This window comes from Nocardioides currus, from assembly GCF_003057875.1.
Lineage (GTDB): Bacteria > Actinomycetota > Actinomycetes > Propionibacteriales > Nocardioidaceae > Nocardioides > Nocardioides currus.
On the sequence record NZ_PYXZ01000001.1, the window covers coordinates 775,344 to 799,153 of the forward strand.

At 72.5% G+C, this 23,810-nt stretch carries 25 protein-coding genes and 1 pseudogene; 13 read left to right on the top strand and 13 right to left on the bottom strand.

Features of this window, described 5'->3' with window-relative positions; genetic code table 11:
• Positions 1-41 precede the first annotated feature (41 nt).
• The 5 genes from C7S10_RS03730 to ssd all read right to left on the bottom strand — a co-directional run bounded on the left by C7S10_RS03730 (position 42) and on the right by ssd (position 4,527).
• Positions 42-245, bottom strand: a complete 204-nt coding sequence (locus tag C7S10_RS03730; RefSeq protein WP_108343017.1) for a DUF4244 domain-containing protein — start codon at positions 243-245, stop codon at positions 42-44.
• A 607-nt stretch (positions 246-852) separates the two neighbouring features.
• Positions 853-1,521, bottom strand: coding sequence for a type II secretion system F family protein (locus C7S10_RS03735; RefSeq protein ID WP_243395179.1), 669 nt, complete (start codon positions 1,519-1,521; stop codon positions 853-855).
• Between the two features lie 32 nt (positions 1,522-1,553).
• Positions 1,554-2,321, bottom strand: a complete 768-nt coding sequence (locus C7S10_RS03740; RefSeq protein WP_108343019.1) for a type II secretion system F family protein — start codon at positions 2,319-2,321, stop codon at positions 1,554-1,556.
• A complete protein-coding gene (locus C7S10_RS03745) occupies positions 2,321-3,508 on the bottom strand; it encodes a TadA family conjugal transfer-associated ATPase (protein WP_108343020.1) in 1,188 nt (395 codons plus the stop codon). The genes C7S10_RS03740 and C7S10_RS03745 overlap by 1 nt, the downstream gene beginning before the upstream one ends.
• Positions 3,508-4,527 (bottom strand): septum site-determining protein Ssd, encoded by a 1,020-nt coding sequence (ssd, locus tag C7S10_RS03750; RefSeq protein WP_108343021.1) that lies wholly within the window; start codon positions 4,525-4,527, stop codon positions 3,508-3,510. The genes C7S10_RS03745 and ssd overlap by 1 nt, the downstream gene beginning before the upstream one ends.
• Before the next feature lie 154 nt (positions 4,528-4,681).
• Here ssd and C7S10_RS03755 point away from each other — a divergent pair, with 154 nt between their 5' ends.
• Positions 4,682-5,491: an HAD family hydrolase gene (locus tag C7S10_RS03755; protein ID WP_108343022.1), complete on the top strand. Its 810-nt coding sequence runs from the start codon at positions 4,682-4,684 to the stop codon at positions 5,489-5,491.
• Between the two features lie 254 nt (positions 5,492-5,745).
• Here the strand turns inward: C7S10_RS03755 and C7S10_RS03760 are convergent, their stop codons facing one another.
• Positions 5,746-6,471 carry a Fic family protein gene (locus C7S10_RS03760; RefSeq protein ID WP_108343023.1) on the bottom strand — a complete coding sequence of 242 codons (726 nt, stop codon included), beginning with the start codon at positions 6,469-6,471 and terminating at the stop codon, positions 5,746-5,748.
• Between the two features lie 28 nt (positions 6,472-6,499).
• Between C7S10_RS03760 and C7S10_RS03765 the strand changes: the two genes are divergently transcribed.
• Entirely contained in the window at positions 6,500-7,342 is an 843-nt protein-coding gene (locus tag C7S10_RS03765; RefSeq protein WP_243395180.1) for a class I SAM-dependent methyltransferase, read from the top strand.
• A 629-nt stretch (positions 7,343-7,971) separates the two neighbouring features.
• On the opposite strand, the gene C7S10_RS23130 is transcribed toward C7S10_RS03765, so the two are convergent.
• Entirely contained in the window at positions 7,972-8,460 is a 489-nt protein-coding gene (locus tag C7S10_RS23130; RefSeq protein ID WP_108343025.1) for a hypothetical protein, read from the bottom strand.
• 56 nt (positions 8,461-8,516) lie between these two features.
• Here C7S10_RS23130 and C7S10_RS23135 point away from each other — a divergent pair.
• The 6 genes and pseudogenes from C7S10_RS23135 to C7S10_RS03795 form a co-directional block, all read left to right on the top strand.
• A pseudogene (locus C7S10_RS23135) lies at positions 8,517-8,675 on the top strand (hypothetical protein); the annotation flags it as partial.
• An 18-nt stretch (positions 8,676-8,693) separates the two neighbouring features.
• On the top strand, positions 8,694-8,834 hold the full coding sequence (locus C7S10_RS22115; RefSeq protein WP_165807001.1) for a hypothetical protein: 141 nt from the start codon (positions 8,694-8,696) through the stop codon (positions 8,832-8,834).
• A gap of 96 nt (positions 8,835-8,930) precedes the next feature.
• The gene (locus C7S10_RS03780) at positions 8,931-10,046 is read left to right on the top strand and encodes a sensor histidine kinase (protein WP_108343027.1); all 1,116 of its coding nucleotides are present in this window, start codon (positions 8,931-8,933) and stop codon (positions 10,044-10,046) included.
• On the top strand, positions 10,043-10,753 hold the full coding sequence (locus C7S10_RS03785; protein WP_108343028.1) for a LytR/AlgR family response regulator transcription factor: 711 nt from the start codon (positions 10,043-10,045) through the stop codon (positions 10,751-10,753). The genes C7S10_RS03780 and C7S10_RS03785 overlap by 4 nt, the downstream gene beginning before the upstream one ends.
• Positions 10,750-11,118, top strand: coding sequence for a hypothetical protein (locus C7S10_RS03790; protein ID WP_108343029.1), 369 nt, complete (start codon positions 10,750-10,752; stop codon positions 11,116-11,118). The genes C7S10_RS03785 and C7S10_RS03790 overlap by 4 nt, the downstream gene beginning before the upstream one ends.
• A complete protein-coding gene (locus C7S10_RS03795; protein ID WP_108343030.1) occupies positions 11,115-12,635 on the top strand; it encodes a sodium/solute symporter in 1,521 nt (506 codons plus the stop codon). The genes C7S10_RS03790 and C7S10_RS03795 overlap by 4 nt, the downstream gene beginning before the upstream one ends.
• 3 nt (positions 12,636-12,638) lie before the next feature.
• Here C7S10_RS03795 and C7S10_RS03800 read toward each other — a convergent pair whose 3' ends face one another.
• Entirely contained in the window at positions 12,639-13,553 is a 915-nt protein-coding gene (locus tag C7S10_RS03800; RefSeq protein ID WP_108343031.1) for an NAD-dependent epimerase/dehydratase family protein, read from the bottom strand.
• A 165-nt stretch (positions 13,554-13,718) separates the two neighbouring features.
• Here C7S10_RS03800 and C7S10_RS03805 point away from each other — a divergent pair, with 165 nt between their 5' ends.
• From C7S10_RS03805 to acs, 3 genes are all read left to right on the top strand, one after another.
• Positions 13,719-14,084 carry a DUF485 domain-containing protein gene (locus C7S10_RS03805; RefSeq protein ID WP_108343032.1) on the top strand — a complete coding sequence of 122 codons (366 nt, stop codon included), beginning with the start codon at positions 13,719-13,721 and terminating at the stop codon, positions 14,082-14,084.
• The gene (locus C7S10_RS03810) at positions 14,084-15,718 is read left to right on the top strand and encodes a solute symporter family protein (RefSeq protein ID WP_108343033.1); all 1,635 of its coding nucleotides are present in this window, start codon (positions 14,084-14,086) and stop codon (positions 15,716-15,718) included. The genes C7S10_RS03805 and C7S10_RS03810 overlap by 1 nt, the downstream gene beginning before the upstream one ends.
• A 164-nt stretch (positions 15,719-15,882) precedes the next feature.
• Positions 15,883-17,829 (top strand): acetate--CoA ligase, encoded by a 1,947-nt coding sequence (acs, locus tag C7S10_RS03815; RefSeq protein ID WP_108343034.1) that lies wholly within the window; start codon positions 15,883-15,885, stop codon positions 17,827-17,829.
• Positions 17,830-17,894: 65 nt separating this feature from the next.
• Here acs and nhaA read toward each other — a convergent pair whose 3' ends face one another.
• Positions 17,895-19,331, bottom strand: coding sequence for a Na+/H+ antiporter NhaA (nhaA, locus tag C7S10_RS03820; protein ID WP_207769213.1), 1,437 nt, complete (start codon positions 19,329-19,331; stop codon positions 17,895-17,897).
• Between the two features lie 118 nt (positions 19,332-19,449).
• On the opposite strand from nhaA, the gene C7S10_RS03825 reads away from it, so the two are divergent.
• Positions 19,450-19,860 carry a phage holin family protein gene (locus C7S10_RS03825; protein ID WP_108343035.1) on the top strand — a complete coding sequence of 137 codons (411 nt, stop codon included), beginning with the start codon at positions 19,450-19,452 and terminating at the stop codon, positions 19,858-19,860.
• Positions 19,861-19,870: 10 nt separating this feature from the next.
• On the opposite strand, the gene C7S10_RS03830 is transcribed toward C7S10_RS03825, so the two are convergent.
• Genes C7S10_RS03830 through nth form a run of 4 tightly spaced genes read right to left on the bottom strand, consistent with a single transcriptional unit; the run spans position 19,871 to position 22,970 of the window.
• Positions 19,871-21,046: a MarP family serine protease gene (locus C7S10_RS03830; RefSeq protein ID WP_108343036.1), complete on the bottom strand. Its 1,176-nt coding sequence runs from the start codon at positions 21,044-21,046 to the stop codon at positions 19,871-19,873.
• A 6-nt stretch (positions 21,047-21,052) separates the two neighbouring features.
• Complete coding sequence (locus tag C7S10_RS03835) at positions 21,053-21,754, bottom strand: NUDIX hydrolase (protein ID WP_243395182.1); 702 nt, start codon at positions 21,752-21,754, stop codon at positions 21,053-21,055.
• The gene (locus C7S10_RS03840) at positions 21,751-22,257 is read right to left on the bottom strand and encodes a TlpA family protein disulfide reductase (protein WP_165807039.1); all 507 of its coding nucleotides are present in this window, start codon (positions 22,255-22,257) and stop codon (positions 21,751-21,753) included. The genes C7S10_RS03835 and C7S10_RS03840 overlap by 4 nt, the downstream gene beginning before the upstream one ends.
• Positions 22,254-22,970 (bottom strand): endonuclease III, encoded by a 717-nt coding sequence (gene nth, locus C7S10_RS03845; RefSeq protein WP_243395183.1) that lies wholly within the window; start codon positions 22,968-22,970, stop codon positions 22,254-22,256. Before nth ends, C7S10_RS03840 begins: the two co-directional genes overlap by 4 nt.
• 162 nt (positions 22,971-23,132) lie before the next feature.
• Between nth and C7S10_RS03850 the strand changes: the two genes are divergently transcribed.
• Positions 23,133-23,810 carry a Crp/Fnr family transcriptional regulator gene (locus tag C7S10_RS03850; protein ID WP_108343037.1) on the top strand — a complete coding sequence of 226 codons (678 nt, stop codon included), beginning with the start codon at positions 23,133-23,135 and terminating at the stop codon, positions 23,808-23,810.

A 23,810-nucleotide genomic window follows, 5' to 3' on the forward strand; every position in this document is an offset into this window, starting at 1 on the left:
CCGCTCACCGTTCCCGCCCCGCGGCCGCCGCCGGTGCGTGATCACTTGATCCCCAGCAGGCCCAGCACGTGGTCGAACAGCGTCTTGAGCAGCTGGTCTCCAAAGCCGCCACTGAGCAGCTTGTAGAGCAGTCCCGCGAAGCCGGCGCCGGCCGCCGTACCGACGGCGTACTCCGCGGTCGTGATCCCCCGTTCCTCGGCGACCCGCCCCCGCACGCTGCCGCGCTCCAGCTCGATGTCCGCCATGTCGTTCCCCTTCGTCGTGGCCCACCCGGTGCGGGCCGTCGGCTCGACTCTGCGACGACCCACCCCCACCGCGCCGCCCCCCGCCCGGCGGCCTGTGGACGACGCATCCCTGGCCGGCCCTGTGCGCCGATTGCGACCCGGACACGCCGCGGCCCACGCGTGCCCGAGCGTCGGCGCCCGCTCGCCGGCGGTGCGCCAGCGACCTTCGAGCCGACGGGAATGTGGCTCACCCACCGCCACCGGGCGAGTCGCCGAGAACCCCGGAGGAAGAGGTGCGCCAGCCACCTTCGAGCCGCCCGGAATGTGGCTCACCCACCGCCACCGGGCGAGTCGCCGAGAACCCCGGAGGAAGAGGTGCGCCAGCCACCTTCGAGCCGCCCGGAATGTGGCTCATCCACCGCCGCCCGGCGAGCCGCGAAGAAGCCCGGAAAGAGCGGTGCGCCAGCCACCTTCGAGCCGCCCGGAATGTGGCTCACCCACCGCAACCCGACGAGTCGCGAGGAAGCCCGGAGGGAGAGGTGCGCCAGCCACCTTCGAGCCGCCCGGAATGTGGCTCACCCACCACAACCCGACGAGTCGCGAGCGGGGTAGACCGGCCGTCTTCCCCTCACGGAGTCAGGCTGGTCAGCAGGCCGGCCACGGTCGGGACGATCCCGATGAGCAGGAACGCGGGGAGCAGGCACAGGCCGAGGGGTACGGCGGCCTTCACCCCGACGGCGCGGGCTCGGTCCTCGACCTCGGCCAGCGCGGCCCGTTCGAGGTCGTCGGCGAGCCGCTCGACGGCGTCGGCCACCGAGCTGCCGCTGGACTCGGCACGGGCGAGCGTGCGACCCAGGCTGGCGAGCGCCTCGTCGTCGGCGAGCGTGCTCCACACCAGGAGCGGGTCGACGCCCATCCGCAGCCGGGCCAGGGCCGAGCCGAGCCGCTCGGCCGTGGGGCCCGGACAGGCGGCAGCCACGGCGGCGAGCGCAGCGGCTGGCGCGGCACCCGACCGCAGGGCGCTGGAGAGCAGGTCGACCACGTGTGGGAGCTCGCGTGCGACGTCCTCGCGCTCGCGACGACGCGCGGTCGGCTCCGAGCGTGCCAGGGCGACCCACGCGCCAACGACGGCGACGGGCGCGGCGACCAGGCCCGGTGGCCCGCCCACGACCAACCCGGTGCCGACGCCGGCCAGCAGGCACAGCACCGGGCGCCACCGACCGACCGCGGCCGTGCCGACCACACCCTCGGGCTCGGCCACGCGCGGGCGCGGTCGCGGCGGGAGGAGAAGGAGCACGGCCGCTCCGGCCGCACACGCGGCCAGCAGCATCATCGGGGGTCGGCCCGGTCGGCGATGGCCTCGATCCACCACAGCCCGGCGATCCCGAAGCCCAGCCCCGCGACGAGGCACGCCCACCCGACCGGCGTCTCGAGCAGGAACCTCCACGGGTCCCCGCCGGCACCGGATCCCATGCCCAGCGCGACGACGGGGAGGGCGGCCACGAGTCGCGCCGTCGCGCGTGCCGACGCGAGCTCCGAGGTGACGACCCGCTGCGTCTGGCGCTGGGCCCGGATGCGGGCGCTGACCCTGGCGATGGCGTGGGCGAGCCCGGTGCCCGAGTGGTGGGCCACCTGCCAGGCGGCCGCGACGACCCGCAGGTCCCCGGCCCCGGGCGTCGTGGCCGCGCGGCGCAGTGCCGCCGGCACGTCCGTGCCCATCGCCCAGGCGTCGTGCACCGGCACCAGCCCCGACCAGCGTCGCGCTGCCTCGGCGAGCGCGAACCCGGGAGGCCGCCCGGCCGCGAGCTCGGCCGCCATCACATCGCAGGCGTCGAGCACCCCGAGCGCGGTCGCCGCGCGCGTCCGGCGATCGCGCCGGCGCAGCCAGATGGCCCGGCCACCCGCACCGGCCAGCGCGACGGCACACGCCACGACCACCAGACGGGCCGGCAGCCCTCCGCCGACGACGCCCCACCCGAGGCCCGCCGCGACGGTCAGCAGGACTGGACGCCACCTCCACCGCGCCGCGACCACGCGACCGCTCGGCACGAGCAGCCAGACGGCCAAGCCCGCGAGGGCGGCGGCCACCACGGCCATCAGCCGATCCGTGCGGACAGCCGGGCCGCCGCCGGGCCTCGCGTCGTCCGTCCGTCGGGCGCGAAGGAGACGGCGGCCTCGATCGAGACCGCGCCCGATCCGTCGCGCACGGGGACGCCGACCTGGGTCACGCGGCGGCGTCCGTCGGGGTCGCGCGCGAGGTGGACCACCGCGTCGAGGGCCGACGCCAGCTGGCTGTGCGCCGCGTCGCGCGGCAGCCCGGCGGCGGCCGCGAGTGCCTCGACCCGCGCGGGCACGTCGGCTGCCGAGTTGGCGTGGAGGGTGCCGCAGCCACCCGCGTGCCCGGTGTTCAGCGCAGCCAGCATGACCACGACCTCGGCCCCGCGGACCTCCCCCACGACCAGGCGGTCGGGTCTCATCCGCAGCGCCTGCCGCACCAGGGTGGCGAGCGTGATCTCGCCCGCGCCCTCGATGTTGGGCGGTCGCGCCTCGAGGCCGAGGACGTGCGGGTGGTCGGGGCGCAGCTCACTGGCGTCCTCGACCAGCACCATCCGCTCGGCGGGATCGACGAGCCCGAGGAGTGCGGACAGCAGCGTCGTCTTGCCCGACCCGGTCCCGCCGCTGACCAGGAAGGCCAGCCGCTGCTCGACGATCGCGCGCAGCACCCCGGCGCACTCCGGGCTCACCGAACCCGCGCCGACCAGGTCGTCCACGGAGAACGCTGTGGTGGCCGGGACGCGCAACGAGATGGTCGTGCCGGGCCGGGCGACCGGGGCCAGCACCGCATGGAAACGGGTGCCGTCGGGCAGCCGCACGTCGGCGTAGGGCGTGGCGTCGTCGAGCCGACGCCCACCCGTCGCAGCCAGGCGCTGCGCCAGCCTCCGCACCGCGGCATCGTCGCGGAAACGGACGCCGGTCAGTCGCAGCCCGTCACCGTCGTCGACCCAGACCTCCTCGGCCCCGTTGACCAGCACGTCGGTCACCCCGGGCTGGCGCAGGAGCGGCTCGAGCGGACCGGACCCGAGGACGTCGCGGCGCAGCGCGTCGTGGACGGCCAGCACCGTCGCGTCCCCGACCGGCCGTCCAGCGGCCCGCATCGCCTCCGCCACCCGGTGCGGGGACAGGTCGCCGGGCGAGGCGGCGAGTCGCTCGCGGACGTCGTCGACCAGCCCGACTTCCAGCCCGATCTCCACGCCGACCTCCACTCCGGCCCCGGATGCCGCCATCACGCCGCCTCGGCGAGGAAGGAGGCCACCGCCCGACCCAGCGGCGTACGGCGATGGCGGACCGGACCGAGGCCCAGGTCGACTGCCTCGGCGAGCCCACGCTGCTCGGGCACCTCGAACGCGACCGCCACCCCGGTCGCCGCCTCGAGGTCGCGCCGCGACACGGCGCCGCGCCGGGTCGCCAGCCGGATACGCGACGTGTCGCCCATCGGCTGCACCAGCCGCAGGGTCGACGCGACCCCGTTCACGGTCGCGGGCGTCACCGCCAGCACCAGGTCGCACCGCGCCATCAGCTCGACGGCCACCGCGCCGGACTGCCGGGCCACGTCGAGCACGACGAGCGCGTGACCACGCTGCGCGGCCGCCAGCACGTCGCGCACCGTCGACAGGGTCGGAGCGGTCGCCGGTCCCGCGGACCACGTCAGCACGCCGACCCCGTCACGTCGGGGCACCGCCTCCCGCAACGACCGCGACCCGAGCCGGCCGGTCGAGGTCGCGAGGTCGTCCCACCGCACGCCCGGCTCTTCGTCGAGCCCGAGCAGCCGGTCGAGGCCGGGCCCGACGGGGTCGGTGTCGACCACGAGGGCGGGCGCGGTCCAGCCGCCCACCTGCCCCAGCGCGCAGGCGAGGGTGGACGCCCCGGCACCGCCCGCGCCGCCCAGCACCCCGACCACGAGCCCTCGACCCGGCGCCTCCTCGACGTCGCCCAGCAGCGACCCGAGGTGCGACTCCCCGTCGGGCAGGTCGACGACGGCGTCCGCCCGGAGGTCGAGGGCGTGCCGGAACACCTCGGCGGGCGGGGCGTGCGAGACCACGACCACGCCCGGCCGGGGCGGCGGCGCCACCGCCGCCACCTCCGCGAGCAGGTCGTCGCCGACCAGGACGAGCGGGGCCGCCGACCACGCCGTCAGGGCCGCGACCGGGTCGCCGCGCGTGTCGAGCCGGACCCCGGCCCCGGCGGCGAGGCGGGCGAGGTCCTCGAGGAGGGCGGGGTCGCGGGTGAGGACGAGCGGCTGCATGGGGCGACCCTGACCGACGGGAGGGACAGCCCGCCCGACGACGTCGCCACTCCTGTGGACAGGCGACCACACGCGCGACCTGTGGACGGATTGCGACCCGGGACTCGCTGCCGATGCGGCGTACAGAGGAGGCGCTCGCGCCTACGATGACGGCATGTCAGCACCGGAGGCGCGCCGTACCGCCGCCTTCTTCGACCTCGACAAGACGATCATCGCCACGTCGAGCACGCTGGCGTTCAGCAAGCCCTTCCAGGCCGGCGGGCTGATCAACCGGCGCGCGATGCTGCGCAGCACCTACGCCCAGTTCGTGTTCCTCGTCGGTGGCGCCGACCACGACCAGATGGAGAAGCTGCGCCGCTTCATGTCCGCGATGTGCGCCGGATGGGACGTCGCGACGGTCCGCGAGATCGTCGCCGACACCCTGCACAACGTCGTCGACCCACTGGTCTACGACGAGGCCGTCAGCCTGATCGAGGAGCACCACCTCGCCGGCCGGGACGTCGTGATCGTCTCGACGAGCGGGTCCGAGGTCGTCGAGCCGATCGGCCAGATGCTCGGCGCCGACCTCGTGGTCGCCACGCGGCTCGAGATCGTCGACGGGAAGTACTCCGGCGAGATCGAGTACTACGCCTACGCCGAGGAGAAGGCGCGCGCGATCCGGGAGCTTGCGGAGAGCGCCGGCTACGACCTCGAGCACAGCTACGGCTACAGCGACTCGATCACCGACGTGACCATGCTCGAGACCGTCGGGCACCCGCACGCGGTCAACCCCGACAAGGACCTCCGCAAGGTCGCCGTCGATCGGGGCTGGCCGGTGCTGGTGTTCACGAAACCGGTCGGCCTGCGCAGCCGTGTGCCCTTCCCGCCGGCCCGGCAGACACTCGCCGCGCTGGCCGTCGGAGGCGCGATCGCTGCGGGCGGTGTCCTGTGGGCGAACTCTCGCAAGCGGCGCTTCGAGGGATAGCCGAACACTCAGCAACCCGTCGAGATGTCAAGGCTTGTGACTGGCCACCAACCGGCGTACACATGAGGGCACAACTCAAGAGTTTGCACGTGATTCGGGTACCCACGCGGCGATCTACCCTTCGAAGAGGGCGCGAGTCATCGGGATTCTCCCGGGACAGCAGTTAGATGTTGCACGCCTGATAGCCGAGGTTCACGTGTCAGCGACGGCACCCGATCCCCGTGGTCGGGTGCCGTTCGCGCTGCACCAGGACGTCACTCGGCCGTACGCCGCAGCGGGGACGCCTCAGCACCGGCGACGTACGCCTCGGCGGCGTAGAGCACCCACCCGTGCACGCCGCGCGGGCCGCCGTCGGCGTAGCCGCGCAGGTTGGACTCGTACTCGGCCCGCAGCGCGAGGTGGCCGGCCTCGGGCACGACCAGCGACTTCGCGTCGACGCCGCGGGAGACGAGCACCAGCCGCTCGAGCGCCCGCGCGACGATCCCGTTGTGGGAGGCGAAGGGCGCGGCGGTCGCGACGTCCGCGTGCACGACCCCGGCGACCAGCAGAGCCGGAGCCGAGGTGGCCGCCAGCAGCAGCTCGGAGACCCCACGCAGCCGGTCGGCCGAGGCCGCGTCGCGCGGTCGGCCGAGCGAGTCGTCGGGCACCGAGCCGGCCGCCACGACCGCGTGCAGCCGGGCGATCGCCTGCAGGGGCGCGGTCTTCAGCAACGGCGCGAGCGCCAGCTGGGAGGCCGAGAGCCGCAACGCGTCCTGCGCGATCGCGTCGCCGTCGCCGGCCCGGACCTCGGCCAGCGTGGACGACGAACCCTCGAGCACCGCGCTCGCATGGGCCCCGCGCAGGAGCGACTCGGCGGTCATCTCGGGCGACGTGCGCCGCAGTCCCCGGTCGCGCAGCATCACGTCGATGCCGTCGCGCGCAGCGGCGTACGCCGACGGGACGCCCTCGAGGTCGACGAGCCAGGCAACGGGGTCGGTCACAGTGGAGGACGCTAGTAGCCTCGAGCGGGTGAGTGACGAGCAGCCCGGCCAGACGCCCCTCGGGGACTCCTTCGGCGCCGTGGCGGAGGCCTACGACCGCGGTCGTCCGTCCTACCCGGCCGAGGCGATCGCCTGGCTTCTCGACGGTGACGCCAAGATCGTGCTCGAGCTCGGCGCGGGCACCGGCAAGCTGACGCGCGGGATGGTCGACCAGGGCCACGCGGTCTTCGCGACCGAGAAGGACCCCGCGATGCTGGCGGTCCTGCAGGAGCGGGTGCCCGAGGTCAGCGCCAAGGTCGCCGGCGCCGAGGAGATCCCCGCCAACGACCGCAGCGTCGACGTCGTGATCGCGGCGCAGGCGTTCCACTGGTTCGACCACGAGCGCGCGCTGCCGGAGATCGCGCGGGTGCTGAAGCCGGGCGGGCACCTCGCGGTGGTGTGGAACTTCTTCGACATGCGCATCCCGTGGGTGCGCAAGCTGGTCGAGGTGATGGGCGAGCGCAGCGCCACCTCGAGCTCGCAGGATGTGCTCGAGGGCACCGACCTCTTCGGCGAGGTGGAGGCCACGACGTTCAGCTTCTGGCAGGACGTCACCCGCGACACCCTCGTCGACATCGTCGCCTCCCGCTCGTACGTCGCCTCGCTGCCCGACGACCAACGGGAGGCCAAGCTCGACGCCGTCCGTGCGCTCTACGACGACTACGGCCGCGGCCACGACGGCATGCAGTTGCCCTACACCGTCGAGTGCTTCCGCGCGAAGGTCGTCGACCAGAGCGACTCCGCAACCGAAGTGCCGGCCGATGCATCACACGAGCAGCCGATCGTCTCCGACGGCACCGACACCGACATGCTGCTGATCGACTTCAAGTAGGCAGCATTCCTCCAGGGGGACCTGCCATGCGCCGTACGGCGACACTCACCGCACTTCTGTTGGGGGCCGCGCTCCTCGTGCCGACCGGCTCGGCCACCGCCGCCGGCGAGACCTGCCGCGGCGAGGCCGCCACGATCGTGGGCACCGGAGCTCCTGTCGTCGGCACCGACGGACGCGACGTGATCGTGACCGGCACCTCGACCACTGTCTCCTCCGGCGCCGGGGACGACCTGATCTGCGTGGCGCTGTCGATCGCCGGCGGCAACATCCTCCAGGTCGACGCCGGACCCGGCAACGACCTCGTCGACAGCACCGGCATGCCGGACAACTACTACCTCGACGCCGTTCTGGGCGACGGTGCCGACACCTTCGTGGGTGGACCAGAGGCCGAGAGCGTGATCGCCGGCGTCGCCGGCGAGTCCTATCTCTCTGCGCCAGGCGAGTCGGAGCGAGACGTGATCGACACCGGCGACGGAGCGGACACCATCACCTCCGGCGGGCCGGGCCTGCCGAACCCCGACGTGGTGCGCGCGGGCGGCGACAACGACCTCGTCGTCTGGGCGGGCGTCATGGCCGCAGACGGAGTGCTGGACGCGGGCGAGGGCCACGATCTGCTCCTGCCCCGTGCCTCAGGGGCGACCTTCGACGTGGACCTCGCCACCCGAACGATCGGGCGCGACGGTGTGCCCGAAGCGGTCTTCGACGCCTTTGAACGCGTGAGCATCAGCCCGGAGCCGGGCCTCGGGGCGATCGACATCTCCGGGAGCGCCGGCAACGACATCGTCGACGTCCGCGCGGCAGCCGTCGTGCATGCAGATCTCGACGGCGGCGACGACTCCCTGACGCTGTCGGCGACGCCGGTCGGGACCGACCTCGACCTCGGAACCGGACTGGACGGGGTGTCCGTGCGGTCTCTCGATGGCTCGGTGGACCTCGACCTCGCCGACCAGACGCTCGCCATCGACGGCTCCGCTGGGGCACGCCTGGTCGGTGTCGAGAGCGCCTACGCCTCCGCGCTCGAGGTGCGGATGGTGGGCAGCTCGGGAGACAACCCACTCCTGGCCATCGGCTGTCGGGTCTCGATCGACGGCCGGGGTGGCAGCGACCAGATCACGCACGGAACTTCGACTTCGACGCGGACCAGGGCTACGACTGCACGAGCGCGAAGGTCACCTTGCGCGGCGGTGCCGGCGCCGACGAGATCCGCGGCGGCAAGCAGGCCGACCGGATCTACGGCGGCGGTGGCGACGACCGCATCACGACCGGCCCTGCCGTCGACCGGGGGACCAACCGGGCCTGGGGAGGAGGCGGCAACGACCGCATCGACGGCGGCAGCGCCACTGACCGGCTGATGGGCGGAAACGGTCGCGACACGCTGATCGGGGACAAGCGCCACGACACCCTGATCGGCGGCCGCGGGCGTGATCGCGTCGACGGCGGCAAGGGAGGTGACCGCTGCGCCGCCGAGGTCGAGAGGTCCTGCGAGCGCTGAGGTCGTGGTCGATCGCAGTCATCGGATGACTGCGATCGACCACGACCCTCTCGCGCCGTACGGCTCCGGACGACGACACGCGGCTACCCTCCCCCCATGTGGCGCTGGCGGCGGACCCACCTCGGCACCGAGGCCGACCGGGCGACGTTCCGCACGCTGCACACCGCCTCGCTCGCCGCGCCGGCGCTGCGCGAGGGGCTGACGAACGCCAGCGCCGAGCGCAGCCTGCGTCACCTGCGCGCCCTGCTCGGCACCCCGGCCGCCGCACTGACCGACACCAGCGGGGTGCTCGCGTGGGACGGCCTCGGCCACCACCACACGGCCGAGACCGCCCAGGTCGTCGCCGACCTGCCCGAGGGCGCGCCCACCCGGATCACCGAGGCGCACTGCAAGGACAAGGGCTGCGCGGTCCGGCAGCTGGTGATCGCCCCGCTCGTCGTCGAGGAGGTGCTGGTCGGGACGCTCGTCGTCGGCGCCCCACTCGCCACCGGTGGCCTGGTCCGGGCCGCCAACGAGGTGGCGGCCTGGGTCTCGGGGCAGCTCGAGCTGGCGAGCCTGGACGACTCCCGGACCGCACTGATGGAGGCCGAGGTCCGCGCCCTGCGCGCCCAGATCAGCCCGCACTTCATCTACAACTCGCTCGGCGCGATCGCCAGCTTCGTCCGCACCGATCCCGACCGGGCGCGCGAGCTGCTGCTGGAGTTCGCCGACTTCACCCGCTACTCCTTCCGCAGCCACGGCGACTACACCACGCTGTCGGAGGAGCTGCGCTCCGTCGAGCGCTACCTCCTGCTGGAGCAGGCGCGCTTCGGCGACCGGCTGAAGGTGACGCTGCGGATCGCGCCGGAGGTGCTGCCCGTCGCCGTACCCTTCCTGTGCATCCAGCCCCTCGTCGAGAACGCCGTGCGCCACGGGCTCGAGGCCAGCGCCGACAAGGAGGACGGGGTCGGCCACCTCTCGATCACCGCGCGCGACCTCGACCAGGAGTGCGTGATCGAGGTCGAGGACGACGGCGCGGGCGAGGACCCCGAGCGGGTACGGCGCGCGCTGGCCGGGGACACGTCGATGGACTCGGTCGGGCTGGGCAACGTCGACGCGCGGCTGCGCAACGCGTACGGCGACGACTACGGTCTGGTCGTCGAGACCGCGCCCGGCGCCGGCACCAAGGTGATCGTGCGGGTGCCCAAGTTCGCCCCCGGAGTGCAGCTGTGAGCCTGAACGTCCTCGTCATCGACGACGAGCGGCCCGCGCTCGACGAGCTGGTGTTCCTGCTGGAGCGCGACCCGCGCATCGCCGCCATCACGGGCTGCGACTCCGCGACCGACGCCCTGCGGCTGCTGCAGGACGCGAGCGTCGACGCGGTCTTCCTCGACATCCAGATGCCCGGCCTGACCGGCCTCGACCTGGCGCAGGTGCTCTCGCGGTTCAAGGCGCCGCCGCCGATCGTGTTCGTCACCGCGCACGACGAGCACGCCGTCGAGGCCTTCGACCTGCACGCCGTCGACTACGTCCTCAAGCCGGTGCGCGAGGAGCGTCTCGCCGAGGCCGTGCGCCGCATCGTCGCGTCCACCTCGCCCACCCCGAGCGGCGACACCCAGATCCCGGTCGAGCGCGGCGGTGTCACCCGCTTCATCGCCCGCAGCGACGTCACGCACGTCGAGGCGCAGGGCGACTACGCGCGACTGCACACCCTGCACGACTCCCACCTCGTGCGTACGCCGCTGTCGACCCTGGCCGAGGAGTGGGCCGGCGCTGGCTTCGTCCGGATCCACCGCTCGTTGCTCGTGGCGCTGGCCCACGTCTCCGAGCTGCGGGTCGACTCCGGCCGGGCGAGCGTGGTGGTCGGCGGCCGCGAGCTGCCCGTCAGCCGCCGGCACACCCGCGAGCTGCGCGAGCTCCTGACCAGACGCCCGTCATGAACGAGCGCGTCCGGGTCACCGGTCCGGCGAGGCGGCGAGCCACCACGGGCGACCGCTCGGGCACCCGCGAGATCGACGCCGGCACCGAGCTGGGGCGCGTCTACATGCAGTCGCTCCTCCGCGAGCAGCTGCGGCTCGCGCTGGGCATCCTCGGACTGCTCGTCGTGACCGTCGGGATGCTCCCGCTCGTCTTCCACCTGCTGCCCGGGCTCGCGGAGGTGCGGGTCGGCCCGCTGCCGCTGTCGTGGCTGCTGCTCGGGGTGGTCGTCTACCCGTGGCTGATCGTGCTCGGCTGGTTCTACATCCGCCGCTCGGAGGCCAACGAGCGCGACTTCGCGTCCCTGGTCGAGGAGGTAGAGAGGTGAGCACCGACGTCGTCCCCGGCTTCGTCGCCGTCGTGCTCGTCACCGTCGCCACCCTCGCGATCGGCACCTGGGGACTGCGGTTCTCCCGCACGACCAGTGACTTCTTCGTCGCCTCGCGCAGCGTGCGCCCGGGCCTCAACGCCAGCGCCATCGGCGGGGAGTACCTCTCCGCCGCCTCCTTCCTCGGCGTCGCCGGCCTCGTGCTCACCTTCGGCGCCGACATGCTCTGGTACCCGGTCGGCTGGACCGCCGGCTACCTCGTGCTGCTGGTCCTCGTCGCCGCCCCGCTCCGCCGCAGCGGCGCCTACACGCTGCCCGACTTCGCCGAGGCGCGGCTGGGCTCGCGTGGCGTCCGGGCGATGTGCTCGGTGCTGGTGGTGGCCATCGGCTGGCTCTACCTGCTGCCCCAGTTCCAGGGCGCCGGCCTCACGCTGCGGGCCGCGATCGGCGCCCCGGCGTGGGTCGGCCCGCTCGTCGTCGCCGCGGTGGTGCTGATCAACGTCGGCTCCGGCGGCATGCGCAGCATCACGTTCGTCCAGGCGTTCCAGTACTGGCTGAAGCTCACCGCCCTGCTGCTCCCCGCCTGCGTGCTGCTCGCGGTCTGGGCAGGCGACGGCGCCCCCGACCCGACGATCGGCGCGGGTGCCGGCGCCGACTTCTGGTCGCTGCCGCTCGGCGAGGGCGGAGGACAGGGCCTCTACGTCACGTACTCGCTGATCGTGGCCACGTTCCTCGGCACGATGGGCCTGCCGCACGTGGTCGTGCGGTTCTACACCAACCCCGACGGGCGCGCGGCGCGCCGTACGACCCTCGTCGTGCTCGCCCTGCTCGGGCTCTTCTACCTGCTGCCTCCGGTGTACGGCGCCCTCGGCCGCATCTACGCCGCCGACCTCGCGGCGGCGGGGTCGGACACGCTGGTGCTCGAGCTGCCGCGGCTGATGGTCGACGGGCCGCTCGGCGAGGTGCTCACCGGCCTGGTGACCGCAGGCGCGTTCGCCGCCTTCCTGTCCACCTCGTCGGGACTGTCGATCGCGGTGGCGGGCGTGCTGTCGCAGGACGTCACCGGCCGGAGGTACGGCGCGCGCCGCCTGTCCGGGGTGTCCGCGTTCCGGGCCGGCGCGGTGCTCGCGGTCGTGGTGCCGGCGTTCGTGTCGATCGCCGCCCCCGACGTCGGTGTCGCGCGCACGGTCGGGCTCGCCTTCGCGGTGGCTGCCTCGACGTTCTGCCCGCTGCTCCTGCTCGGCATCTGGTGGCGCGGCCTCACGGCGGCCGGGGCCGTGGCCGGGCTGCTCGTCGGCGGCCTCGGCTCGGGCCTGGCCGTCGGCTGGACGCTGGTCAGCTCGGACACCACGGGGTGGGTCGCCGTGCTCCTCGGCCAGCCCGCGGCGTGGAGCGTGCCCGCCGCCCTGGCCGCGATGGTGCTCGTGAGCCGCGCGACCCGCGGGCAGGTGCCCGCGCACGCCGGCCGGTTCATGGTGCGGCTGCACACCCCGGAGGCGGTCCAGCTCGAGCGGTGAGGCTCAGCCGCGCAGTCCGTCGGCCAGCTCCGTCAGCGCCCGGTCGAGCGTGACCCGCGGCTCCCAGCCCCAGCCCCGCGCGCGGTCGGTCGCGATCTGCCCGGTCCACGCGGGCTCGTCGTCCCACGTGGCCTCGACGCCGACGGCCGGCGCCACGGTGCCGAGGTAGTCGCGCTGCGTCGCCGGCTCGCCGGCGGCGTTGACCGGGGTGCAGCCACCGGCCACCGGTCCGCGCTCGACGTCGTCGCCCGCCGCGATCCGGCCCGTCGCGACGTCGGCGACCAGCGCCGCCAGGTCCTCGACGTGCACCCAGGCGAACGTGCCGTCCGCGACGGCGTGGCGCTGGCCCTCGTCGCTCGCGACCTGCGCGGGTCGCAGCACGTTCCACACGGAGGCCTCGCTGCGGCCGAGGATCGCGGGCGGGCGCACGAGCACCCGGGTGGTGCCGGACAGCTCGGCGAGCGCCGCGTCGATGTCGCGCTTCACCACGGCGTAGTCGCCGGCGTCGTCGGCGACGAGCGTGCCCTCCTCGGACACGTCGCCGATCCCCGGGCTGCGGTCGTAGACGGCGGCCGTCGACACGTGCACGTGCCGTTCCGCTCCCGCGTCCTTGGCCGCCCCGGCGATGACGAGGGTGCCGTCCACGCCCACCCGTCGCTGGCTCTCGCGGTCGTCGCCCATCGGGTGCACGGTCGTGACGAGCGCGTCCGAGCCACTGGTCACCTCCGACGCGAAGGCCGGGTCGGCGAAGTCACCGACCCGCTCCTCCACGCCGGGCAGCTGCGGCGCGGTGCCCGGTCGCCGTACGACCGCACGAACGGTGGCGCCCCGCTCGCTCAGGGCGGCGACGACGTGGCTGCCGACGAGGCCGTTGGCCCCGGTGACGACGACGGTGGACGGGGTGTCGGGAGTGCTCATCGCTCCACCATGACAGGTCGCGACAACGACCGTTCGTCGCGTCAGATCGACCGCTCACCGACGCGGCGCGGCCATCCGGCGACATACCCCATCGTCGCTCTCGCGCCGTGGCGGGAGCCGGTGCGAGCGTGACGGCCATCACACCCCGGATGGAGGGACACCCCCGTGAGCATCGAATCCAACGAACGGGCCGCGACCCACGACCCGGTCTACGACCGGCTCCACGCGACGCCCGAGTTCGCCGAGCTGCGTCAGCGCTACCGCAGCTTCGTCTTCCCCGCGACCATCGCCTTCCTGGTCTGGTACGCCCTGTTCGTCGTCATGTCCATGTGGGCGGGCGACTTCATGGGCACCAAGGTCGTCGGCAACATCAACGTCGCCCTGATCTTCGGCCTGCTGCAGTTCGTGACCACCTTCGCCCTCGCCTGGGTCTACGCGCGATACTCCAACGCCAAGCTCGACCCGTTGGCCCAGGAGCTCGACGCGCAGTACGTCGCCAGCCAGGCCGAGACCAAGGGAGGCAAGAGCTGATGGAAGGCCACCAGATCCTCACGACGACGCTGTTCCTCAGCGTCGTCGCCCTGACCATCGGCATCACGATCTGGGCGAGCCGCAACTCGTCCGGGGCGGCCGACCACTACGCCGGCGGGCGCAACTTCTCCGGCTTCCAGAACGGTCTCGCCATCGGTGGCGACTACATGTCGGCCGCCTCGTTCCTCGGCATCTCCGGGGCCATCGCCCTGTCGGGCTACGACGGCTTCCTCTACTCGATCGGCTTCCTCGTCGCCTGGCTGGTCGCGCTGCTCCTCGTCGCCGAGGTCCTGCGCAACTCCGGTCGCTACACGATGGCCGACCAGCTCGCCTACCGGATGAAGCAACGCCCGGTCCGTACGGCGGCCGCCACCTCGACGGTCGTCGTCTCGATCTTCTACCTGCTCGCGCAGATGGTCGGTGCCGGTGCGCTGGTCGCGCTGCTGCTCGGCGTCTCGAGCGAGGGTGTGAAGAACCTGACGATCTTCTTCGTCGGCGCGCTGATGATCTTCTACGTCACCGTCGGCGGCATGAAGGGAACCACCTGGGTGCAGATCGTCAAGGCCGTGCTGCTGATGGCCGGCTCGGCGCTGATCGTGGTGCTGGTGCTCGCGAAGTTCGGCTTCAACCTCTCCGACCTCCTCGGCACCGCCGCCGCCAACAGCGGCAAGGGCGGCGCCTTCCTGGAGCCGGGCCTGAAGTACGGCGTCACCACGACCTCGAAGCTCGACTTCATCTCGCTGGGCCTCGCGCTCGTCCTCGGCACCGCCGGCCTGCCGCACATCCTGATCCGCTTCTACACGACCCCGACGTCGCGGGACGCGCGCAAGTCGGTGTTGTGGGCGATCGGACTGATCGGCACGTTCTACCTCTTCACGCTGGTGCTCGGCTTCGGTGCCGCGGCCCTGCTCGACAAGGACTCCTACGCCGAGGTGGCCGCGTCCGGCGGCAACCTCGCCTCACCGCTGCTGGCCGAGGCCGTGGGTGGTGGACCCGACTCGACCGGTGGCGCCGTGCTGCTGGCCGTGATCGCCGCCGTCGCCTTCGCCACCATCCTCGCGGTGGTCGCCGGCCTGACGCTGACCTCCAGCGTCTCGGTGGCGCACGACCTCTACAACAGCGTGTGGAAGCGGGGTACGGCGAGCGAGGCCCAGGAGCTCAAGGTCTCGCGCTACGCGGCGGCCGGCATCGGCCTGGTCGCCATCCTGCTGGCCATCCCGGCGCAGAAGCTCAACATCGCGTTCCTGGTGGCCCTCGCCTTCGCCATCGCGGCCAGCGCCAACCTGCCGTCGATCATCTACAACATGTTCTGGCGCCGGTTCAACACCCGCGGGGCCGTGTGGAGCATCTACGGCGGCCTGATCGCCTCGGTCGGTCTGGTGGTCTTCAGCCCGGTCGTGTCCGGCAAGGGCGTCGACCCGGTGTCCGGCAAGAACCTCTCGCTGCTGCCCACGAGCATCGACATCTCGTGGTTCCCGCTCGAGAACCCCGGCCTCGTCTCGATCCCGATCGCCTTCTTCCTGGGATGGCTGGGCTCGGTGACCTCGAAGGAGCCCGACGCCGAGGCCCGCTACACCGAGCTCGAGGTGCGCGCCCTCACCGGCGCCGGCGCCGAGGCCGCCTCGCAGCACTAGGCCCGGCTCCGACCCGCAGCACCGACCCGGCGGTTCGTCGTCCACGGGGGGCGACGGGCCGCCGGGTCGCACCACGCCCCGGCCCGCCGATCGCTCGCAACCATGTTGCAACGACGGCGGACCACACTAGGTTGAAATTCTTGGTCCCGAACTGGAGTGGAGTCATGTCCGAAACCCTGTCGAACCTGTCCCGTGAAGAGCGTCGCTTCGAGCCTCCGGCCGACCTGGCGGCCAACGCCAACCTGAAGGAGGAGGCCTACGACCGCGCGGCCTCCGACCGCGAGGCCTTCTGGGCGGAGGCCGCCGAGCGGCTCGACTGGGGCCAGAAGTGGGACCAGGTCCTCGACTGGTCCAACCCGCCGTTCGCGAAGTGGTTCGTCGGCGGCACCATCAACGCCGCGGTCAACTGCGTCGACCGCCACGTCACGGCCGGCAACGGTGACAAGGTCGCGATCCACTGGGTCGGCGAGCCGGAGGACGACACCCGCGACATCACCTACTCCCAGCTCAAGGACGAGGTGTCGAGGGCGGCCAACGCGCTGACGGAGCTCGGCGTGCAGAAGGGCGACCGGGTCGCCATCTACATGCCGATGATCCCCGAGGTCGCGATCGCGATGCTCGCGTGCGCCCGCCTCGGGGCGCCCCACACGGTGGTGTTCGGCGGCTTCTCCGCCGACGCCCTCGCCTCCCGTGTCGTCGACTGCGAGGCGAAGGTCATCATCACCGCCGACGGCGGCTACCGCCGAGGCGCGCCCAGCGCGCTCAAGCCGGCCGTCGACGAGGCCGTGGAGAAGACTGGCGACCTCGTGCGCAACGTGCTCGTCGTGCGCCGTACCGGACAGGACGTCGACTGGAACGACAGCCGCGACGTGTGGTGGCACGACGTCGTGGACGGTGCGTCGGCCGAGCACGAGGCGCAGATGCACGACTCCGAGCACCCGCTCTACGTCATGTACACCTCCGGCACCACCGGCAAGCCGAAGGGCATCCTGCACACGACCGGCGGCTACCTCACCGGCACGTCCTTCACCCACTGGTCGGTCTTCGACCTCAAGGACGACGACGTCTACTGGTGCACCGCCGACGTGGGCTGGGTGACGGGGCACAGCTACCTCGTCTACGGCCCGCTCGCCAACGGCGCGACGCAGGTGATGTACGAGGGCACGCCCGAGAAGGGCCGCTGGTGGCAGATCGTGCAGGACTACAAGGTCTCGATCTTCTACACCGCGCCCACCGCGATCCGGACCTTCATGAAGCAGGGCCGCGAGATCCCCGACGGCTACGACATGTCCTCGCTGCGGCTGCTCGGCTCGGTCGGTGAGCCGATCAACCCGGAGGCGTACGTCTGGTACCGCGAGGTCATCGGCGGCGAGCGCTGCCCGATCGTGGACACCTGGTGGCAGACCGAGACCGGCCAGATCATGATCAGCCCGCTGCCCGGCGTCACTGCCGGCAAGCCGGGGTCCGCGATGAAGGCGCTGCCCGGCACCGCCATCGATGTCGTCAACGACGAGGCGGAGTCGGTCGGCAACGGCAACGGCGGCTACCTGGTCATCAAGGAGCCCTGGCCCGCGATGCTGCGCACGCTGTGGGGCGACGACCAGCGCTTCAAGGACACCTACTGGTCGCGCTGGGAGGGCCTCTACTTCGCCGGCGACGGCGCCAAGCTCGACGAGGACGGCGACATCTGGCTGCTCGGGCGCGTCGACGACGTCATGAACGTCTCCGGCCACCGCCTGTCCACGACCGAGATCGAGTCGGCGCTGGTCTCGCACCCGAAGGTCGCCGAGGCGGCCGTCGTCGGGGCGGCCGACGACACCACCGGCCAGGCCGTGTGCGCCTTCGTCATCCTGCGCGACTCGGCGGGCGACGGCGGCGAGGACATCGTCGAGGAGCTCCGCAAGCACGTGCAGAAGGAGATCGGTGCGATCGCCAAGCCGCGCCAGATCATGGTCGTGCCCGAGCTGCCCAAGACCCGCTCCGGCAAGATCATGCGCCGCCTCCTCAAGGACGTCGCCGAGCACCGCGAGGTCGGCGACGTCACGACCCTCGCCGACTCGACGGTGATGGACCTGATCAAGGGCAAGGAGGGGTCGTCCTCCGAGGACTGACCTCCCTCACTCATCCGTCATGCGGACCCGCACGTATCGGTGCGGGTCCGTATGACGGATCGGGGTCAGGCGTCGGCGGACCCCCGGTCCTGGTCCCGCTCCTGGTCCGGCGCGCGGCGCGTGGCGAGCAGGAGCAGCAGCACCCCGAACGCGGCAGCGGCGACGGAGGCGAGCAGGATCGCGATCTTCGCCTCCTCGGTGAGCAGCTCGACGCCGGGGAAGGACAGCCCGGCGATGAAGATCGAGACGGTGAAGCCGATGCCGGCGACCGCACCGAGCCCGACCACCATCGACCACGTCGTGTCCTCGGGCAGCCGGGCCAGGCCGAGGCGTACGGCGAGGAACGAGCTCACGAGGATGCCGACCGGCTTGCCGAGCACCAGGCCGAGCATGATCCCGAGCCCCACCGGCTCGGTGAAGACCTCGCCGATGGCCCCGAGCTCGACCCCGGCGTTGGCGAGCGCGAAGACGGGGAGCACGAAATACGCCGAGAGCGGGTGCAGCGAGCTGATCAGTCGCTCCACGACGGAGACCGACTCCTTGAGCAGGAACCGCAGCTTCGCCAGCTCGTCGGGGTCGAGGCGGTTGTCGCGCAGCGCCTCGCGCGCGTGCTCGCGGGCGATCTCCTCCTTGAGCAGCGGCGTCGCCGGGGCGAGCAGGCCGATGGCCACACCGGCCAGGGTGGCGTGCACACCGGACTCGAGCAGCGCGAACCACACCCCGATCCCGAGCACCACGTAGACGCCCATGGACCAGATCCGCAGCAGGCGGGCCACGACCATCGCCGCCAGCAGCCCGAGGGAGATCGCGAGCCAGCCGAACGACAGGTCGCTGGTGTAGAACACGGCGATCACCAGGATCGCCCCGATGTCGTCGACGATCGCCAGCGTCAGCAGGAAGAGCCGGGCCGCCGAGGGGATCCGTCGCCCGAGCAGACCGAGCACGCCGACGGCGAAGGCGATGTCGGTGGCCATCGGGATCCCCCACCCCGCGCCACCGTCGCTGCCGGGCGGGTTGAGGGCGAGGTAGATGCCGGCCGGGACGGCCATCCCGCCGACCGCCGCGACGATCGGCAGCGCCGCGGTCCGGGGGTCGCGGAGGTCGCCGTTGACCAGCTCGTACTTGATCTCGAGGCCGACGACGAAGAAGAAGATGACCATCAGCGCGTCGTTGACCCAGTGCTGGAGCGACTCGTCGAGGTGCAGTGGTCCGACGTCCAGCACGAGGTGCGTGTGCCAGAGGTCGTCGTACGACGACGCCCAGGCGCTGTTGGCCCAGACCAGGGCCACGACCGCCGCGACCAGCAGGAGCACCGACCCGGCCGACTCGACACGGAGGAACTCGCGGACGGGGCGCGCGACCAGCCGGGCCAGCGGCTTGTCGCTGGCGAGGTAGGACGGGCCGGTGCTCCAGATCTCGCCGTGGATCGGCTCGGTGTCTGCGGCAGGGTCGTGCGGGTCGGTCGGCATCGAGAGGGGGCCCTTCGGGTCGCTGGCTCGCATCTCCGCGACGTCGCACGTCGCGGGCCGACCAGACTTCCCGGCACACCTGGCACCCAGCCTACTTGTGTAGGGTCAACGGGTCAGCCAGCGCCGCACCTGATCACGCGAAGGACCCCAGATGGCACCCGTTCCGGCTTCGCCCACCGACAAGGACACCGATCCGACCATCGGCGCCCTGGTCATCGACGCCAGCCGCGACATCTCGACGCTGATCTCCAAGGAGATCCAGCTCGCCAAGTCCGAGCTCAAGGTCAGCGTCCGCCACGGTGGCGTGGGCATCGGCCTCTTCGCGGGGGCCGCGTTCCTGGGCCTGCTGGCGATCATCATGCTGTCGGTCGCGATCGCCTACTTCATCGCCATGACTGGCCTCGACCTCGCCTGGTGCTTCCTGATCGTCTTCGGCGCCTACGTCCTGGTCGCCGCGATCCTCGCCTTCATCGGGATCAAGCAGGTCAAGCAGGTCAAGGCCCCCGAGCGCGCGATCTCGCAGGGCAAGGAGATCCCGGCCGCCCTCAAGGGCCGCGGCTGACGTACGCCGCTCAGCCGGCGCAGGCCCCGGTGTCGACCTCGGACTCCGAGGTGACCCCGCGCGCGGCGCTCTCGGAGACCTGCTCGGCTGTCAGCGCGTAGCCCGTGTCGGGGTCGGTGACCGACGCGGCGAAGACCATGCCGACGACGTCGCCGGACGAGTTCACGATCGGTCCGCCCGAGTTGCCCTGCCGGATCAGCGAGCGCAGCGAGAAGACGTCGCGCAGGACGGTGCCCTCGCCGTAGATGTCGGGCGAGCGCAGGCGCTGCTCGGCGCGGACCCGGCCGGTCTGGACGTCGTAGGGACCGTCCTGCGGATAGCCGAGCACGGCGACGCCGTCCTGCGCCTTCGCGTCCTGGTCGAAGACGAGGTGCGGCAGGTCGCCCTCGTCGAGCGCGAGCACCGCGACGTCGATCTCGGGGTTGTAGACGACGACCCGCGCGGGCACCGAGGACCCGTCGATCTCGACCTCGGGATCGTCGACGCCGGCGACGACGTGCGCGTTGGTCATCAGCCGGCCGGGCGCGAACAGGAACCCCGACCCCTCGACCCCGCTGCCGCAGTCGTTGCTGCCCCGCACCTTGAGCACGCTCGGCCCGGCCGCGAGGACGTCCGGGTCGGTGAGGAGACGCTGCGGGCCGGGAGCCACGCGGACGATCTGCTCGGGCGCGAAGGGCTCGAGGTAGCGCGGGAAGAAGGTGGTGCCGACCACGTTGTTGAAGGCGCCGAGCGCGTCGGAGGCCCGGTCGGGCAGCACGGAGTCGACCTCGGCGAGGACGGTGGAGTCGCGCACGATCGGGGTGATGCCGCCGATCCGCGAACCGGAGATGGCGACGCCGAGCGCCCACGAGACGAGCAGCACGGCGGCCGCGCTCAGCGCCGCGCCGCCGATCGCGTCGACCGCCCGGATGGGCTGCCACCGGATGCGGGCCCGGATCCGGGCGCCGACGTACTGCAGCAGCGCCTGGCCCAGGGACGCGGACAGGATGACGATGAAGAGCGCGCCGAGCGAGACCCACAGCGAGGGCGCCGCGTCGCCCAGCGCGATCGGCGCCAGCCAGACGCCGAGCAGCCCGCCGCACAGCAGGCCGGCGGTGGCGAAGGCGCCGGTGATGAAGCCCTGCCAGTACCCCGAGAGGGCGTAGACGCCCACCAGCGCCAGCAGGCACCAGTCGAGGATGTTCACGAGCGGCTACTCCTCGAGGCGCGTGTTGGGCCGAACGGACTCGCTCGGTGTGGGATCACCATGCAGCATGTAGTCCGGCAGGTCACGCACCTGATCGGTGTCCCACTCGCGCGACCAACCGACGAAGTCGAAGAGCCGGGCGATGATGCCGGCAGTGAAGCCCCACAGGATGACGTCGCGATCGGGCCCGATCAGGAAGCCCGGACCGAGCCAGCCGGAGGGGTGGCGCACGTTGATCCGGTTGGCGGGGTCGAGCAGGTGGTCGATCTCGACGTGGTGGATCTCGTGCACCTCGTCGGGGCTGACCACGCTGACCTCGCCGCGGTGGCGCCAGTAGCCGAGGACCGGGGTGACCGCGAAGTTGGAGGGCGGCAGCCACAGCTCGGGCAGCTCGCCGAAGACCTCGATCTCGGTCGGGTCGAGCCCGATCTCCTCCTCGGCCTCGCGCAGCGCCGCCTCGAGCGCGCTCTCGCCGGGGTCGAGGCTGCCACCGGGGAAGGAGACCTGGCCGGGGTGCGAGCGCATGTGGTGGGCGCGCTCGGTCAGGAGGATCTCGCCGCGGCCGTCGCGGTCGGTGTCGGCGAAGAGCATCAGCACGGCACCGCGCCGGGCGTCGCCGTCCTCGGGCGGCATGAAGCGGGTCAGCTCGTGCACGGTGATCGAGTCGGCGGCCTCGACGATCGGCTCCAGCCAGGCGGGCAGGGTCACAGCTGCACCCCGAGGTGCTCGTCGACCATGTCGACCAGCTCGTCGGCCGAGTCGATGACCACGGCCTCGACGTGCGTCAGGGTGCCGTCCTCGTCGACGAACGCTACATAGGGCAGCCCGCGCAGGAGGGGGAACCCGCCCTCGCCGTTGATGTCGCCGAGCTCATCGGTGACGAGCGGGTAGGTCACGCCCGACTCCTCGACGAGCGCCCGCGCGCCCGCGGCGTCGGTGTCCTGGAAGTCGATGCCGAGCATGGCCACGCGATCGCCGTACGCCGCGTTGAACTCCTCGAGGACCGGCATCTCCTTGCGGCACGGGCCGCACCACGAGGCCCACACCGAGATGACGGCCGGGCCGGTGAAGTCGCCGAGGTCGACGTCCTCGGCGCCGTCGAACCCGGCCAGGGTGAGGTCGGGGAGGCGGTCGTCCTTCTCCGGAGGCGCGTCCGAGCAGCCCGCCAGGACCAGCGCCGCGCACACCGCGACCACCGCCGCTCGGATCACGCCGGCCCCTGGGTCTTGACCAGCTTCTCGGCCTCGATCGGGTCGGTCGGCCCCTCGCCGTAGGACGGGCAGATCTTCGCGAGCGGGCAGGCGCCGCAGGCCGGCTTCTTGGCGTGGCAGCGCCGGCGGCCGTGCCAGATCAGGTGGTGGGACAGCATCGTCCAGTCGCGCTTGGGGAAGAGCGCGCCGACGGCGTGCTCGACCTTGACCGGGTCGGTCTCCTCGGTCCAGCCGAGCCGGCGGACCAGCCGGCCGAAGTGGGTGTCGACGGTGATGCCGGGGACGCCGAACGCGTTGCCCAGCACGACGTTGGCGGTCTTGCGACCGACCCCCGGCAGGGTCACCAGGTCGTCGAGTCGTCCCGGGACCTCGCCGTCGAACCGCTCGACGAGGGCCTGGCTGAGCTTGAGGAGCGACTCGGTCTTGGCCCGGAAGAAGCCGAGGGGGCCGATGATCTCCTCGAGCAGCTCGCGCGGCGCGCCGGCCATCGCGGTCGGGTCGGGGTAGGCCGCGAACAGGACCGGCCGGACCGCGTTGACCCGGCGGTCGGTGGTCTGGGCGCTCAGCACGGTGACGACGAGCAGCTGGAACGGGTCGTCGAAGTCGAGCTCGCAGTGGGCGTCGGGATAGGTCAGCGCGAGCAGCCGGTCGGCCTTGCGGGCGCGCCGCACCAGCGAGGTGTCCGGGGGCGCGGGGACGGGTCGGGCGGGCACGTGGGCAGCCTACGACCCACCACCGACGGCGGCGGGGCGGGCCGACGTGCGGTCCGATCGGCCCCCGATGGGCCGCTGTGACCCAAACCACGGCTAGGATTCCCCTCACGTGTGCCGAGGCGATCGGGACGACCAGGCAAGCCCAGAGGTTGGAGGACACCGGTGGACAACGACGTGTTGCGTCAGGCTCCGCTGTTCAGCGCGCTCGACGACGAGGCGGCCACCGCGCTGCGCAACTCGATGGCCGAGACCAGGCTGCGCCGCGGCGACGTGTTGTTCCACGAGGGCGACTCCGGCGACAAGCTCTACATCGTCGCCGAGGGCAAGGTGAAGCTCGGCCGATCCTCCGCTGACGGCCGGGAGAACCTCCTCGCGATCATGGGCCCCGGCCAGATGTTCGGCGAGCTCTCGCTCTTCGACCCCGGGCCGCGCTCGGCGACCGTCACCGCCGTCACCGACGCCACCTTCGCCTCCCTGTCCCACGAGGACCTCCTGCGCTGGCTCGACGGTCGCCCGATCGTCGCCCGCGGCCTGCTCTCGCAGCTCGCCGCCCGGCTGCGCAAGTCCAACGACGTCGTCGCCGACCTCGTCTTCTCCGACGTCCCGGGGCGCGTCGCCAAGGCGCTCCTCGACCTCGCCGACCGCTTCGGCCGCACCGCCGACGACGGCGTCCACGTCCACCACGACCTCACCCAGGAGGAGCTCGCCCAGCTGGTCGGCGCCTCCCGCGAGACGGTCAACAAGGCGCTCGCCGACTTCGCCTCGCGCGGCTGGCTGCGCCTCGAGCCCCGCTCGGTCGTGATCATGGACGTCGAGCGGCTCTCGCGCCGCGCCCGCTGA

Coding starts and splice junctions, on each gene's coding strand:
- C7S10_RS03730 (WP_108343017.1), bottom strand. CDS start 245: ATGGCGGACATCGAGCTGGAGCGCGGCAGCGTGCGGGGGCGGGTCGCC.
- C7S10_RS03740 (WP_108343019.1), bottom strand. CDS start 2,321: ATGGCCGTGGTGGCCGCCGCCCTCGCGGGCTTGGCCGTCTGGCTGCTC.
- C7S10_RS03745 (WP_108343020.1), bottom strand. CDS start 3,508: ATGGCGGCATCCGGGGCCGGAGTGGAGGTCGGCGTGGAGATCGGGCTG.
- ssd (WP_108343021.1), bottom strand. CDS start 4,527: ATGCAGCCGCTCGTCCTCACCCGCGACCCCGCCCTCCTCGAGGACCTC.
- C7S10_RS03755 (WP_108343022.1), top strand. CDS start 4,682: ATGTCAGCACCGGAGGCGCGCCGTACCGCCGCCTTCTTCGACCTCGAC.
- C7S10_RS22115 (WP_165807001.1), top strand. CDS start 8,694: ATGGGCGGAAACGGTCGCGACACGCTGATCGGGGACAAGCGCCACGAC.
- C7S10_RS03780 (WP_108343027.1), top strand. CDS start 8,931: ATGTGGCGCTGGCGGCGGACCCACCTCGGCACCGAGGCCGACCGGGCG.
- C7S10_RS03790 (WP_108343029.1), top strand. CDS start 10,750: ATGAACGAGCGCGTCCGGGTCACCGGTCCGGCGAGGCGGCGAGCCACC.
- C7S10_RS03800 (WP_108343031.1), bottom strand. CDS start 13,553: ATGAGCACTCCCGACACCCCGTCCACCGTCGTCGTCACCGGGGCCAAC.
- C7S10_RS03810 (WP_108343033.1), top strand. CDS start 14,084: ATGGAAGGCCACCAGATCCTCACGACGACGCTGTTCCTCAGCGTCGTC.
- acs (WP_108343034.1), top strand. CDS start 15,883: ATGTCCGAAACCCTGTCGAACCTGTCCCGTGAAGAGCGTCGCTTCGAG.
- nhaA (WP_207769213.1), bottom strand. CDS start 19,331: ATGCGAGCCAGCGACCCGAAGGGCCCCCTCTCGATGCCGACCGACCCG.
- C7S10_RS03825 (WP_108343035.1), top strand. CDS start 19,450: ATGGCACCCGTTCCGGCTTCGCCCACCGACAAGGACACCGATCCGACC.